This window comes from Lentzea sp. NBRC 102530 (assembly GCF_030269365.1).
In the GTDB taxonomy this organism is placed as follows: Bacteria; Actinomycetota; Actinomycetes; order Mycobacteriales; family Pseudonocardiaceae; genus Lentzea.
In genome coordinates this window covers 72619-85201 of sequence record NZ_BSTF01000011.1, presented here as the reverse complement: position 1 = coordinate 85201, position 12583 = coordinate 72619, and the positions used below count along the sequence as shown (strand labels likewise).

General features: G+C 62.7%; 15 protein-coding genes. 9 read left to right on the top strand and 6 right to left on the bottom strand.

Annotated elements, in window-relative coordinates; all coding sequences use genetic code 11:
* Positions 1-431: 431 nt before the first annotated feature.
* The 4 genes from QSK25_RS27800 to QSK25_RS27785 all read right to left on the bottom strand — a co-directional run bounded on the left by QSK25_RS27800 (position 432) and on the right by QSK25_RS27785 (position 4211).
* Complete coding sequence (locus QSK25_RS27800) at positions 432-1460, bottom strand: ImmA/IrrE family metallo-endopeptidase (RefSeq protein ID WP_285642577.1); 1029 nt, start codon at positions 1458-1460, stop codon at positions 432-434.
* Positions 1461-1483: 23 nt separating this feature from the next.
* Positions 1484-2146, bottom strand: a complete 663-nt coding sequence (locus QSK25_RS27795; protein ID WP_285642576.1) for a hypothetical protein — start codon at positions 2144-2146, stop codon at positions 1484-1486.
* A gap of 152 nt (positions 2147-2298) precedes the next feature.
* Positions 2299-2841, bottom strand: coding sequence for a hypothetical protein (locus QSK25_RS27790; RefSeq protein ID WP_285642574.1), 543 nt, complete (start codon positions 2839-2841; stop codon positions 2299-2301).
* Positions 2781-4211, bottom strand: a complete 1431-nt coding sequence (locus tag QSK25_RS27785) for an RNA-directed DNA polymerase (protein WP_285642573.1) — start codon at positions 4209-4211, stop codon at positions 2781-2783. Before QSK25_RS27785 ends, QSK25_RS27790 begins: the two co-directional genes overlap by 61 nt.
* 162 nt (positions 4212-4373) lie before the next feature.
* Here QSK25_RS27785 and QSK25_RS27780 point away from each other — a divergent pair, with 162 nt between their 5' ends.
* Entirely contained in the window at positions 4374-4934 is a 561-nt protein-coding gene (locus QSK25_RS27780; protein WP_285642942.1) for an HD domain-containing protein, read from the top strand.
* On the opposite strand, the gene QSK25_RS27775 is transcribed toward QSK25_RS27780, so the two are convergent.
* Together QSK25_RS27775 and QSK25_RS27770 are read right to left on the bottom strand one after the other, a co-directional pair.
* The gene (locus tag QSK25_RS27775; protein WP_285642572.1) at positions 4919-5392 is read right to left on the bottom strand and encodes an NUDIX hydrolase; all 474 of its coding nucleotides are present in this window, start codon (positions 5390-5392) and stop codon (positions 4919-4921) included. The two genes, QSK25_RS27780 and QSK25_RS27775, sit on opposite strands and share 16 nt — an antisense overlap.
* A gap of 10 nt (positions 5393-5402) precedes the next feature.
* Positions 5403-6146, bottom strand: coding sequence for a DUF5919 domain-containing protein (locus tag QSK25_RS27770; RefSeq protein ID WP_285642569.1), 744 nt, complete (start codon positions 6144-6146; stop codon positions 5403-5405).
* A gap of 158 nt (positions 6147-6304) precedes the next feature.
* Between QSK25_RS27770 and QSK25_RS27765 the strand changes: the two genes are divergently transcribed.
* From QSK25_RS27765 to QSK25_RS27730, 8 genes are all read left to right on the top strand, one after another.
* Positions 6305-6760, top strand: coding sequence for a hypothetical protein (locus tag QSK25_RS27765; protein ID WP_285642568.1), 456 nt, complete (start codon positions 6305-6307; stop codon positions 6758-6760).
* A gap of 3 nt (positions 6761-6763) precedes the next feature.
* Positions 6764-6964, top strand: a complete 201-nt coding sequence (locus QSK25_RS27760; RefSeq protein WP_090066052.1) for a hypothetical protein — start codon at positions 6764-6766, stop codon at positions 6962-6964.
* The gene (locus QSK25_RS27755) at positions 6964-7224 is read left to right on the top strand and encodes a hypothetical protein (protein WP_285642567.1); all 261 of its coding nucleotides are present in this window, start codon (positions 6964-6966) and stop codon (positions 7222-7224) included. The genes QSK25_RS27760 and QSK25_RS27755 overlap by 1 nt, the downstream gene beginning before the upstream one ends.
* A complete protein-coding gene (locus tag QSK25_RS27750) occupies positions 7211-7471 on the top strand; it encodes an AMED_5909 family protein (RefSeq protein WP_285642566.1) in 261 nt (86 codons plus the stop codon). The genes QSK25_RS27755 and QSK25_RS27750 overlap by 14 nt, the downstream gene beginning before the upstream one ends.
* 651 nt (positions 7472-8122) lie before the next feature.
* Positions 8123-9352: an FtsK/SpoIIIE domain-containing protein gene (locus tag QSK25_RS27745; RefSeq protein ID WP_285642565.1), complete on the top strand. Its 1230-nt coding sequence runs from the start codon at positions 8123-8125 to the stop codon at positions 9350-9352.
* 26 nt (positions 9353-9378) lie between these two features.
* Complete coding sequence (locus tag QSK25_RS27740; RefSeq protein ID WP_285642940.1) at positions 9379-10953, top strand: replication initiator; 1575 nt, start codon at positions 9379-9381, stop codon at positions 10951-10953.
* Between the two features lie 45 nt (positions 10954-10998).
* Complete coding sequence (locus QSK25_RS27735; RefSeq protein ID WP_285642564.1) at positions 10999-11175, top strand: helix-turn-helix transcriptional regulator; 177 nt, start codon at positions 10999-11001, stop codon at positions 11173-11175.
* Positions 11172-12569, top strand: a complete 1398-nt coding sequence (locus QSK25_RS27730; RefSeq protein ID WP_285642562.1) for a tyrosine-type recombinase/integrase — start codon at positions 11172-11174, stop codon at positions 12567-12569. Before QSK25_RS27735 ends, QSK25_RS27730 begins: the two co-directional genes overlap by 4 nt.
* The last annotated feature ends 14 nt before the right edge of the window (positions 12570-12583 follow it).

Here is a 12583-nt window from a genome sequence, read left to right as displayed (position 1 = left end):
GTGCCGTCGCGTCAAGGTACGCCCTCCAGCCTTGACGCGTCGGTGCCGGCCGTTCGTCATGCTCGCGGGGGTGGGTTGGTGGCGCGCCGTCTCCTTGTCGACATGGAGCCTCGTCGACGCGTGCTCATGATCGGTGGCAAGGCGGCGAAGCCGGCGCGGCAGTCGAGCGCCAGGACCGGCAAGTCCGCGGTGACCCTGACGGCGCTCGTAGGGAGCTGCTGGCCAGCATGGCTCTGCGGGTGAACTCGTCGCGTGGGCAAGGCCGGAGGACGGCGCGCAGCGCCGCCCGGCCGACCGGCGCAGCGAAGCGGATGCCGGGAGTGCCGGGATGGAAGGTGTTCGCCGTGCGCGCGGAGCGTGCCGCCAGCGGCGGCCTTGATCCCATAGAGCCCAATTCGGCAGCTTCGTGATGTAGAGGCGTAGTGCTACAGCTAGGCGGCGACTGGGACCAGGTCGCGAACAAAGTCGCGGATGTCATTTTGGTGGAGGGAAAGACTGGCGGCCGCATCGCGGATGCTCACTTTCCCTGTCGGGCCGAACATCACTTTTCGAAGTAGCTGAGACGTCTCGGGGATGATGCCCCCCGGTTCTGATGAGCGATATCCCTGATCTGAAAAATTCATGCAAGTATTTCGATATTGCCAGTCTGAGAGGAGGTGCAGTTCGTGCAGGCGATGTGTCATTGCCATCGCGGACACTTTCCAGTATGAACGCGCGGCAAGAATGCGAGCTATGCTGGCGCTTCTCATGGATTGAGTCAGAACCGCGCTGCGAGGCATCAGGAAGCTGGCCGCGAAGCGGTTGGCCTCGGACTCCCGCTCCTTCGACGTGCTCAGTTCCATGTCCTGCTCGCTGTGTAGGACCAAGTGTGCAAGCTCATGCGCGAGGTCAAAGCGTTGACGTTCCGCTGACTTGGAAGTGTTCAAAAAGACGTAAGGCGTGCTATCTCGGATGAAGCAGAATGCATCCACGTCAACGAAAGAGTGCTGGATGGCTGCTACTCGAACTCCATTGGATTCGAGTAGATGAACCATATTTGTGATGGGGCGGTCGCCAAGGTTCCATCGGCGGCGAACAAACTCGGCGGCAAGTTCAGGAGAAAACTTGTCCAGTGATGGAACGCTGGATTCGGGAAGCTTGAACTTCTGCTCGATCACTGAGAAGAATTCGACAGCAAGGCTAGCGCTGGCCAGTACGGCATCACGTCGTGTCGAAGTTGTCTTGCTCAGCTTACGGAAGCTTGCGGCCTCAACCGGAACAGGTTCAACCGACTCGCGTTCGAAGAACTCAGGCGGGACCGCCAGGGTGTTCGCGAGTTTAAACAGGATCTCGTCGCTAGGTGTCTTGCCGTTCTCGTAGCTGGTCAGAGAGCGAAGTGATACACCGCTTTCGCTGGCCAGCCTTGTGAGGGTCCACGCGAGTCGTTGGCGCGCGACCTTGAGGCGAGATGGATTGAACATGTGTGGGGTGGGTTGTGTTGCGGTCAGTGGGGCTCGACAGTGACGTTGTAGGGGCCGGTGCCATCGTCCGGATCGTCGAAGATCGACAGGTCCCCGTCAAGATCCAAGAACCCGATGATGATCCGGTCGTCCCACTCTGTCACAACGCCGCTGAAGGTCATCTTGGCGGGGCGGGACAGTTCAAGGTTGAGACCGCGCTCTGTGCGTTCGTGGACTAGCAACCACAGCGGTGCCGCTTCAGCTGTGGCAACCAGGTCTGGATCCTGTGGAGTTGCAGGCACCTCAAACAGCGCCTCCATGAGTTCTGCCCGCGGTCCGGCCAGCGAATCGCGTGTCGCTTGGCCTTTGCGTCGAGTGCGGGGCTGCTGGCGCCGGTCGGGATTCGCAACGTTGGTGCCAGAAGCGATGGTGAAGGAGCGGATGCCCTTCGGGTGGAGCAGGCGTGGCTGCTGTTTCACGTACACCAGTTGCCAGCCGGCGTCGGCGAGCAGCAAGTGAAACTGCTCCATCGCGTCGTGGTAGACGTCGGTCCCAGGAGTGGAACGCAGCGCCATCGACGTGCGGTTAGCCGCACGCGAGAGTCCAGGACGTAGCGCGGTGTGGACGAGGTCAGTGGACAGGCCGAAGGCGCGCAGACGACGTTCGCCGTCCGGAGGCGTCGCAGAGGTGGGGACCGACTGTGTCATGGCAACCCCTTCTGGCAGGTTGCGTGAAACGCTACCACGATCGTGGTTGGATTTCGCGCAACCCACGAAGGTGGCAGTTCGTTTCTGCTGGTCGCACCGGTGCGGCGCTCGTATGCTGAGCTGAGGATGCCTGGTGGCGTCGAGGGCGCTGCCTAGACGGTGCCAGCCTTGATCCGTTTGCTGGCCTTGTCGAAGTGCCGGTTGGGTACGGGCTCGTCGCGAGATGCGATCGCTTGGTACTGGTCGGTGAGGCTTCGCAGGGTCTGTCGTACGACTTCGGGCGACTCTGCCTCGCCGGCGAGAGTGACTGCGAGCTGTACCTCGTGTTTAAGCGTCGTATACTTGCGCGCGGATTCCTTATATGACGGTGCTTTTCGTTCCGCGCCCAAGAACGAACCGGTCGCTGCCATTAGTCCTGCCATGGCTGACGCCACGCCCCAGCTCTTGTCCCATCCGAGTGCTACAAGTGTGCCGGCTGCGGCTGAAAGAATTGCTGGGATGAACACGATCGTCTTGCCCCAGAACTCGGCACTCTTGGCGGCCTCAAAGTATGCCTGAGCGTTATATTTACAGCTTTCGGCCAGGGATCTCAAAGCTTCTGTAGCTGGGATGTCGGCCTGACTGGAGGTTGGCACTAGAGGCTCTCCTTGGGCAATGGAACCTTGGGTTCTTGGAGAAGATACGACGCGGTCCATCGAAGCAGTGTAGATTCCTTGGTTAAGCCACTTAGCATCCGTGTCGGGCAGTATCGAGACTCATACATTGCTATCAGGAGTGCTCGTCGCATGTATAGGTTGGACTCGGACTCGTATGCATGTTTTATGCGAGGTCCGTCACCGAATTTTGATGTTCTTCCGATGTATCTCGTCGCAAACTCGCGAACGAAAGTTTCGGTGTTTTGGTCGTCAAGTGCCAACCAAGCCAGTTCCCGGATGGCACGATCGTCGATCTGCGCGGTTAGGAAATACCTAAAGATCTCCTTCTTTAGGTGCGGGTTCAGCCATGACGTGTCTTTTGCGAGCTTCGAGAGGTGTCGAGATATTTTCCCTGTCTCGCTCGGGAAGTAGTGCAGATAGTCGAATATTGTTCGTGCTAGATGTGGGCTTCTGACCAGGTTGTCGAAAGCCCATCCGATCGCATAGTCAACCCCAAATTGGCCCAGTCGCCTGAGTGACCAGCGAATATCCCTTGCGGACAACGGGTCAGCCTCTGATGCCTTGATGAAGAACGCCTTTACTTCGTCTGGGGATGAAGTTGATCCAATGTCGATGTTGTACTGGAGTGCTTCTTTCTCGGTGTCGTCGAACTTGCGTAGGGCTTCGTCCGGTTCGTAGATTCGAGTTTTCGCGGCAGACATCGATAGGCGCTTTGCTCGAAGGATCTTGTTTATATCGGAGATGGCCTCTCTTAGTTCCTCCCAGTCTCTGCTGAAGATGTCTATGTCATCGGAGTATCGGAAGTATTGAAGCTTCCTGCGTCTCAGGTATTCGTCTACGGGTGTGAGGTAGAGATTGGCGAGCAGGCCGGAAGCGTCAAGTCCTTGGGGGAGCCCCCATGCGTGATGGGCCTCTTGAAACCCATCTAGGAAGCCGCGCAATCGCCCGGGATTGTAGTTCCCGATATCTAGGTAGTCGATATCGTCGACAAGGGTGTCAAGGTCGACTCCCTCGTAGAATGATGAGATATCAGTTTTGGCGAGTTTGAGGGTCCCGTCTTTTTTGAGTAGGGAGCGACAGCGGCGTTGCATCCTTATCCAGGATCGAACAGGCGCGCGAAATCCATTGTCATTCCATAGCCATCGGTAGCTGTGTACGGCTCGGCCGATCGTGTTATCTATGGACCTAGCTATCTGGAATACTAGTGTGCTGTAGATTAGATGGTCGTCGATTGTAAATCTAGCTAGCGGCCGGACGTTAATTACGTCCTTAGGGTAGTCGACGATTTGTACGCCTGTTGGGCGGACGTTGTCGTCATGAATTCGAGCCAGTACATGTGGAGTGATTTGCTCCCGGAGGGATCGGGCATCGTGCCAATCGGCAATGTCATTGATGTCGCCGATTCTCATTTCCCAATCAAGGCAGGACCATGCGGATTGCACGCTGGACTCAACGGTCCTGGCGGATGCTCTGCGAATCACGCGATCCTGCCTTCGGTCAGAAGCTGTTATCTACCTCTATCGGCCTCCGGCGTAGGGGCGTTAACCCGCTACTCTGCCGTCGTGGGATCGATGGTGGAGCGAGCTGAGCAGGTCGCACGAGAGCTACTCCAAGACGAGCTTCCTAGGCGATGGGAGCATGTCCAGGGTGTTGCCAGGCGTGCCGCTCTGGCGTCGCCTCTTTTCTCGGTTGACGATGCTGACCTGCTCGTGGCGGCCGCGCTGCTGCATGACATTGGGTATGTCAGCCGCTTGTCGACGGCCCGTTTTCATCCCCTGGATGGCGCTCGGTACCTTCGCGCGCAAGGGTTTCCCCGGCGTCTATGCGCGCTCGTTGCCCATCACTCGTGTGCGTACCGGGAAGCAGAGCTCCGCGGCTTGGCTGCTGACCTCGCGGAGTGGGTAGACGAGGCGTCAGACCTGCGCGACGTGTTGTGGTGGGCTGACATGACTACTACGCCTGATGGCAAGCCGACCAACATCGATGATCGTATCGAGGAGATTCAGAAGAGGTACGGTCCTGAGGACCTGGTGACGTTCTTCATCCGGCAAGCCAAGTCAGAGCTGGCTGGAGCAGTTGAACGCACGGAGGAACGGTTGCAGGCTGCTGGCATCGGCTACATCGCGAAGTAGGGCGTCGTGCGCTCCTGGAACCCGTGCTCGATCCGAAGCCGGATGGACGGGTGGATGTTGAGCGCGTCGAGGTCTCCGCGGCTTACCCAGTGAACTTCGCTGGACTCGTCGCTGGTCCGCAGTTCGCCGCCGATCAACCGTGCCCGGAAGCAGATAGAGAACTGCTGCCGCACCTCGCCGTCCGTGTAGGCGATGACGTGCGCGGGGTCGGAGTACACGCCGATGATGTCGACGGGTTCGACATCGATCCCGGTTTCTTCCTTAATCTCGCGGATGACGGTGTGGCCGATGGTCTCGCCGACGTCCTGGGCTCCCCCCGGGATCGAGTACAGGTCATTGTCGGTCCGCCGGATCATCAACAGCCGGCCGTGCTCGTCCTGCACGAACGCGGTCACCGCCACGACGATGTTGGTCGCCTTCGGTGCGTTCGGGTCGTTGTAGTGATCAGTGCGAGCCATGTTTACCTGCCTACCACTTCGGTGGCTTCGCGCCATCCCAGATGCCTTGGAAGCTCTCGGCGTACGTCTCGAACAGGTCGCCGCCGGACAGCCGTCGTAGGTGCAGGACCGGGGCGTGAGCTGCCATGAAGCCGTGCACGTGCGTGTTCACGAGCATCTCGTCATCGAACCGGTAGATCGAGTTGTAGAGCGTCGTCCCGTGAATCCGGATCTCCACGCCGGGCACTTCGGCCAACGGCTTGTAGACCGCGAGAGCGTTGCGGATCTTTGCGCCAAGCGTGGTCTTGCCGATGCCCTCTTCTTCGCTGCGGCGCGCGACCTCGCGGCTTGCCGGGTCCCCGAGTAGCAACCGGATCCGGACGCCGCTCTCTGCCTTCTGACGCAGCGTCTTGATCAGGGCTGGGTTGTCCACGAGGAACATGCCGGCGTAGACCAGGATCGAGATGCTGATCTTGGACTGCTCGATCAGGTGGCCCCAGATGTCGTGCGATACCGCGTGGCGGTGCGCGTAGACCTGCACGACCTCGGACTCGTTGATCTCTTTCTTCTTCTCCGGCGCGACCGCGTCCGGCCAGAGGTAGGTCTCGGTCTCGCGGACCATCGCGGCGATGGCGTGCCGGTGGCGTGGGTACGGCGTCCGGTCCTGCGTGATCCACCGTTCGACAGTCTTCGGGTCTACGCCGGTTGCCTTGGCAACTTCATCGAAGCCCAAAGTGTTGCGCAGCAGCGCATCCCGTAGGCGTTGGTTCGGCATGACCCACCCTCCGTACAACTAGGGACGACTTCAATGTAGCTGAGACGTCTGTAGTTGTCCTGTTGTGTGGTGTTGACGTCCTCTCGATTCGTCGAAAGTCGTAGGTGTCGAGATGTCGGGGAGTGGCCCCGACCGGCACAAACGTCAGGAGAACGACGATGGCGATCACAGGTGGGAGCAGGTTCCCGGCGGGTCACGACTTCGTGTTTCCGAGGGGCGCGCTCGTGATGGGCGTCGAGCCCGTGCTCAAGTTCCAGTCGGCTGAGGAGCGCGCCAAGGGGCTCCCCGCTGAGCAGGAGAAGGATAAGGAGACCGGTCAGCTCGTGTGGTCCGTCCTGGTGATCGACCAGGCTGCGGAGCGCAAGGCGGACGCTGCGGTCACGGTCAAGATCTCCGCACCTCACCAGCCCGTGCCGCCGGAGGCGATTCCGGGCACGGACATCCGCCCGGCGATGTTCGAGGGCTTGACGGTGACGCCGTGGATCGATGACAAGGGCTGCCGTGGTGGTCACGTCGGTGAGCGTCACCGCTGCCGGGCGAAGCTGGGCTACAGCCTGCGGGCCACCGGCATGAAGACCATCGTCGCGGCCAAGCCCGCACCTAAGGCGGCGTGATCCGTGCCCGATTTGATGCGCCTGCACCTGACGGCGAACCTGCCGATCCGGGTGGAACCGCTCGTCTTCGCTGGACGGGTCGAGTTCCGGTTGGGCAACGCGTTCCCGGCTGTGCTGGTGGTCGACGCGGAAGCGCTGCCCCGGCTTGCTGAGGCTGTGGCTGAGGGGCAGACGGCTCTCGATGCGGCGCGGGGTGGTCAGTGATGGGGTTCAACGCCACCTGTACGCCTGGGCAAGACGCGGGCGCGGCCATGATCCGGGTGACGCCCGAGGTTCCGGCGCTGGCCATCTACCTCGACCCGGTCAACATCGCGATCCAGCTCCCGCCCTTCCCTGGCGGCTCGGACGTGCTGATGCGGTTCTGCCGGGAGTTGTCGCGTGAAGCTTCCAAGCTGGCGGATCACCTCGGCAGCCAGGAAGGCCGGCACGCCCTGGCGGAGGGAGATCCTGATGTCCGCGGTTGAGGCGATGCACTGGGGCCTTGCTGAGCAGGCTCGAACGCTGAGCGAGGCACATGACGTGCTGAGCAAACTCCTCCCCAATCCCAAGTCCGCGCCCGCCGTGCTGAAGGACTACTACCTCCGGTCCGCCGCCATCTACGCCCGCGTCGCTGAGACCGATCGCAGCCACCACCACGAGGCCATGTACTGGGCGAACCGTGAACGCGAGAAGGGGGAGGCGATCAAGGTCAACAAGACAGCGAAGAAGTAGCAGAAGTCCTCATTGGACAGAGCGCGTGACTCTGCTGGGTCACGTGGCGATGCCGCACGTCTTGTTGCGGTGCAGAGAGAACGTGAGACGCAGGAGCGGAACCCGGCTACCAACCTCGCCGCTCCTGCGTTGTCCACCCAACTCAGGAGTGAACAACGATGAGCGTAGAGCCTGAGCGCATTCGTGCGCTAGACGGGGATCGGATGATCTCCATCAGGCAGACCGTTTCCAGCTATGCCGTGATGCTCGATGGCGGCTCGCTGGAGACGATGGAACTCACGGCGGCGCAGGCTCGGGGCTTCGAATGCCTGACCTGTCGGGCGCAGCACACCGCCGCTTCGGGGGCTTTCCAGCCTGTTGGACGCATCCCGAGCGTGGGAAGCGTCTTCCAGTGCCCGAGGTGCGCTGGCGGTGCGCGATGAAGGGAAACCGTTGGGTTGATCCCGCACCGTTCGAGGGTGCACGTCCGCAGGTTCCTTGGTGGGTATGGCTTCCAGGCTGGGTCAAGCTGGTGCTCGCGCCTGTTGCCCTACTGTGGCTCGCGGTCCGTCTGGTCGTGCGGTTGGTCGTTCTGGCCATTCGATACCGGTTGCGGTCACGGCCGGCCTCGGCGGCTACGTTGCCTATCACCGGTTCGGACTCTCGCCGCTGGTGCTCGCCTTGCTGTCGTTCGTGTGCGCCTTGGCGGTCTGGTACGGCCTCGACCGGGACTCGTTCCTCCGGCACGGCTGGTACCGCGTGCTGACTGAGTGGCGGCGGCTCACCGTGTACGTGCCGCAGTGGCGGACCGTGGTGCGGCTTGCTGAGCTGACGAAGGAAGTCCGCGGGAAGGAGTACCTTCCGAAGCTGCGCCGCATCCGGTCTGAGGGCTGGCGGGACAAGGTGCGTGTGCGGATGATCCCGGCGCAGTCTCCTGAGCAGTGGGAGTTGCGGCGAGACAACCTGGCGCACTCGTTCAACGCTCGGTCCTGTCGGGTGCGGGTGCTGAAGCCTCGTGTGGTTGAGCTCGACTTCATCCACGCTGACCCGCTGGCGCGTTCGGTTGCGGTGCCGCAGCTCGCCGACCCCGGAGAGGTTGACCTCAAGCGCGTCGTCGTCGGTCGTACGGAGACGGGGAAGCCCTGGCGGTTGAGGCTGCTCGGGTCGCAGGTCCTCGTGGTCGGCGTTCCCGGTGCTGGCAAGGGCTCGGTGCTGTGGTCGATCGTCTGGCAGCTCGCCCCGGCCATCAAGGCCGGCATGGTCCGGCTCGTTGGGATCGACCCCAAGGGAGGGATGGAGCTGGGGCAGTGCCCGGACGCGTTCGAGAAGGTCGTCTACGACAACGGGCCTGAAGCTGTTGCCCTGCTTGAAGAAATCGCCGCAGAGGTGAAGGAGCGGGCCACCCGATACCGGGGCGTTCGGCGACTGTGGGCGCGAAGCACGGGGGAGCCTTTCACGGTCCTGGTCGTGGATGAGCTGGCGGACCTGATCGCCTACCAGTCGGACCGGAACCTTCGCGAACGGGCGACGCGGGCAATCCAGACGATCACCTCTCAGGGACGTGCTCCTGGTTACGCCGTCGTCGGCCTGGTCCAGGACCCGCGCAAGGAGATCGTCGGTTTCCGGCATCTGTTCACGACTCGGGTGGCGCTGCGCCTCGATGAGCCGGTGCAGGTGGACATGGTCCTGGGCGACGGCGTCCGTCAACGCGGTGCAGCTGCTCACGAGATCAGCGAGAACACGCCCGGTGTCGCGTGGGGCAAGGAGGACGGGCAGCGCGAACCCGAGCGTGCGCGGGCCTTCAACGTTACGGATGCGGACCTGGTCGAGCTGGGTGCCTACCTCGCTCCGGCCACCGTGCACGAGTTCCCCGAGCTGACGGACGGGAGGGCGGCGGCGTGACTGAGTACCTGACTCGATCCGAGCGGATGAAGCAGCCGGCCGCGCTCGACGTTGTCCGGGCCGTGGCTGAGGAACACGGCGTCTGTGTCCGGCCATTGGCTAAGGAGCGGATCGATCTCGACACCGGGCGCGTGGACATCGTGCCAGTGCCGTGCGGCTCGACGGTCGCGAGTGTCTGCCCGACCTGCGCTGAGAAGAACCGGCGTCTGCGGATGGCGCAGTGTCGTGAGGGATGGCACCTGACCGAGGAACCGGACTTCGCTCCGGACGCTCCGAGCGACGAACAGCGGGAGCTGACCGAGTACCGGGCTGACCTGGTCAAGGCCTTCCGCCTGGCCCTCGATGAGGGCGACGAAGTGGGCGCGGAGGAGGTTCGGGAGGAGGTCGCGGAGGTCGACGCCGAACTTCGGCAACTCGGAGTCCGCGGTTCGCTTCCTTCTCTGGAAGTTCCGCTCAAGGGCGCGCGCAAGCGGTCCACCAGGCGGCGGCAGGACGCGCCCAACCTGCCTCGGCGGCCGGTCAGCAAGCGCACCGTGGGCAAGGTGTTCGGAGGCAAGTACCAGCCCTCGACCTTCCTTACGCTGACGCTCGACACCTACGGCAAGGTGCGCAGCGACGGCACCCCGGTTGACCCGGCGAAGTACGACTACCGCCGTGCGGCTCGGGACGCGGTGCACTTCGCGGCGCTGCTTGATCGGTTTGTCCAGAACCTCCGGCGCTGCGTCGGCTGGGAGGTCCAGTACTTCTCGGCGGTCGAGCCACAGCGTCGGCTTGCTCCTCACTGGCACGCGGCGGTCCGGGGCTCGATCTCGCGGGCGGAGCTGAAGGCGGTCACCGAGGCCACGTATCACCAGGTCTGGTGGCCCGAGCATGACGAGATCAAGTACAGCGGCGATCAGCTGCCGTTCTGGGATGTGCGGGTCAAGGGCTTCGTGGACCCGCAGACTCGAAGGGCCTTGCCTACCTGGGAAGAAGCCCTGGACGAGGTCGAGCGTCCGGCTCATGTGGCGCGGTTCGGGGTACAGGTGCACTCCAAGGGAATCTTGGGCGGCACTGAGGAGGCCGGCCGTCACATCGGCTACCTGACGAAGTACCTCACGAAGAGCATCAACGAGTGCTTCGATGCCCAGACTGCGCGGCAGGAAGACCACGCCGAACGGTTGTGCGCGGAGCTGGCCGTGACGCCCTGCTCGCCGCAGTGCGCGGTGTGGCTGCTGTACGGTGTCCAGCCTCGTGGGGCTCGGCTGTCCACGGTGCCTGGGAAGTGCAAAGGCAAGGCGCACAAGCGAACCACGCTCGGGGTGGCTGGTCGCCGAGTGCTCGTTTCGCGGAAGTGGTCGGGGAAGTCGTTGGCGGACCACAAGCACGACCGGAAGACGTTCGTTCGGCAACTGCTCGCGGACGTCGGGATCAAGCCTGAGGACCGGGCGCAGCGCGTCGTCTGGAACAACGTCCAGCCCGGTGATCCGAACGTGCCTCCACGGGCGCATCTGCTCTTGAGCGCTGTCGCTGAGCGGCGGAGGTGGAAGGCCGAATACACGGCCGCGCTGCTCGCATCTGCTGGACCGCCAGAAAGTTCGGCAACTCATCTAGCTGCGTAAACGGGGGGAATCATGAACGGCAAGGCGCGTGAGATAGCTGAACTGATGTCTGTTCCGGAGATGCTGGAGGCGCTCGGCGGGGACGTCTCTCGGGACACGTTCTACAAGTGGCGGCAGACGGGGAAGGGACCTCGTTGCTTCCCGCTTCCGAACGGGGAGCTGCGGTGCAGGCGCTCGGACTTCCTGGACTGGATGGACGACCTCTACGGGCGGGCCGCATGAGCGAGACGACGCTGAAGGTCACCTTCTGGGAGATCGCCGACTGGACGAAGAAGAAGACGGCCAAGGGGAAGAAGCGGCCGAAGCCGTGGGGCGTCCGGTGGGTGACGGAGAAGAAGAGCCACTCGGAGTGGTTCGCGAACAAGGCCCAGGCGATCAACCGGCGTTCCGACCTGATGAAGGCGGCGCGGCTCGGTGAAGAGTTCGATGTGGAGACTGGGCTTCCGCTGTCGGAGCTGAAGCGGAAGAACTCCTTCTCATTCTTGGAGTTCGCACAGTCCTACGTGGACATGAAGTGGCCCGACTCAGCTGCGAAGACGCGGAGCAGCACGGTGGATGCGTTGGCGACTGCCTGTGCTGCGTTCGTGAAGAACGGGCCTGGCCGGCCGGAGGTGACAGAGCTGCGTGGGGTGCTGACGCGTCACCTGTTGCCGCCGACGACTCGTGACGATCAGCTCGACCGCGAACAACAGGAGGTCGTGGACTGGCTGGTTCGGTACTCGCGGCCGTTGTACGACATGACGGACGCGGTGGCGGTTCGGGAGGTCCTGGACGCGCTGGCGACGAAGCTTAATGGGAAGTCCGCGGCTGCAACCGTCTATTCGCGGAAGCGGGCAGTGCTGTTCAACCTGCTGGCGTTGGCGGTCGAGCGAGAGTTGATCACGGACAACCCGTTGAACCGGATCAAGCGCAAGGTCGCGAAGCTGGTCGAGCAGGTTGACCCGCGTGTGGTGGCCAATCCTCGGCAGATCGAGGAGCTGCTTACGGCCGTGTCGTACGTCGGACGGCGGAACGCGGATCGAGGCGCGCACCTCGAAGCGTTCTTTGCCACTTGCTACTACGCGGCGGCGCGGCCGGCTGAAGGGCTTGGGCTGAAGTTGGACGACTGCACGCTTCCTGAGGAGGGCTGGGGGCTTCTGATGCTTGGTGAGTCCCGGCCGTCTGCGGGGAAGCGATGGACGGACTCGGGGGAGGTGCACGATCAGCGCGGGCTGAAGCACCGGGGAGCGAAGGACGTGCGGCCTGTGCCCATCCCTCCGGTGCTGGTGCAGCGGATTCGGAACCATGTCGACCGGTTCGGAGTCGCGACAGATGGTCGGCTCTTCTGGTCGCCGAAGGGTGGGGTGGTGTCGTCTTCGACGTACTACAGGGTGTGGCAGGACGCGCGGCCCTACGCGCTCACACCGGCACAGGTTGCTTCGCCGCTCGCCGCTCGGCCTTACGACCTGCGGCACGCGGCCGTGTCGCTCTGGCTTAACGGAGGTGTGCCTGCAACAGAGGTCGCGGAGCGGGCGGGACATTCGGTTGAGGTGCTACTCAAGATCTACGCAAAGTGCATCGATGGGCAGCGAGAGACGATCAACGCGACGATCGAGCGACTATTTGATGCGGCGTAGCTGCACTGTTCGAT

What these genes read in the sequence shown, in the direction of transcription:
- QSK25_RS27800 (WP_285642577.1), bottom strand. Translation starts at nt 1,460, where the DNA reads ATGTTCAATCCATCTCGCCTCAAGGTCGCGCGCCAACGACTCGCGTGG.
- QSK25_RS27795 (WP_285642576.1), bottom strand. Translation starts at nt 2,146, where the DNA reads ATGACACAGTCGGTCCCCACCTCTGCGACGCCTCCGGACGGCGAACGT.
- QSK25_RS27790 (WP_285642574.1), bottom strand. Translation starts at nt 2,841, where the DNA reads ATGGACCGCGTCGTATCTTCTCCAAGAACCCAAGGTTCCATTGCCCAA.
- QSK25_RS27785 (WP_285642573.1), bottom strand. Translation starts at nt 4,211, where the DNA reads ATGAGAATCGGCGACATCAATGACATTGCCGATTGGCACGATGCCCGA.
- QSK25_RS27780 (WP_285642942.1), top strand. Translation starts at nt 4,374, where the DNA reads ATGGTGGAGCGAGCTGAGCAGGTCGCACGAGAGCTACTCCAAGACGAG.
- QSK25_RS27775 (WP_285642572.1), bottom strand. Translation starts at nt 5,392, where the DNA reads ATGGCTCGCACTGATCACTACAACGACCCGAACGCACCGAAGGCGACC.
- QSK25_RS27770 (WP_285642569.1), bottom strand. Translation starts at nt 6,146, where the DNA reads ATGCCGAACCAACGCCTACGGGATGCGCTGCTGCGCAACACTTTGGGC.
- QSK25_RS27765 (WP_285642568.1), top strand. Translation starts at nt 6,305, where the DNA reads ATGGCGATCACAGGTGGGAGCAGGTTCCCGGCGGGTCACGACTTCGTG.
- QSK25_RS27755 (WP_285642567.1), top strand. Translation starts at nt 6,964, where the DNA reads ATGGGGTTCAACGCCACCTGTACGCCTGGGCAAGACGCGGGCGCGGCC.
- QSK25_RS27750 (WP_285642566.1), top strand. Translation starts at nt 7,211, where the DNA reads ATGTCCGCGGTTGAGGCGATGCACTGGGGCCTTGCTGAGCAGGCTCGA.
- QSK25_RS27740 (WP_285642940.1), top strand. Translation starts at nt 9,379, where the DNA reads ATGAAGCAGCCGGCCGCGCTCGACGTTGTCCGGGCCGTGGCTGAGGAA.
- QSK25_RS27735 (WP_285642564.1), top strand. Translation starts at nt 10,999, where the DNA reads ATGTCTGTTCCGGAGATGCTGGAGGCGCTCGGCGGGGACGTCTCTCGG.
- QSK25_RS27730 (WP_285642562.1), top strand. Translation starts at nt 11,172, where the DNA reads ATGAGCGAGACGACGCTGAAGGTCACCTTCTGGGAGATCGCCGACTGG.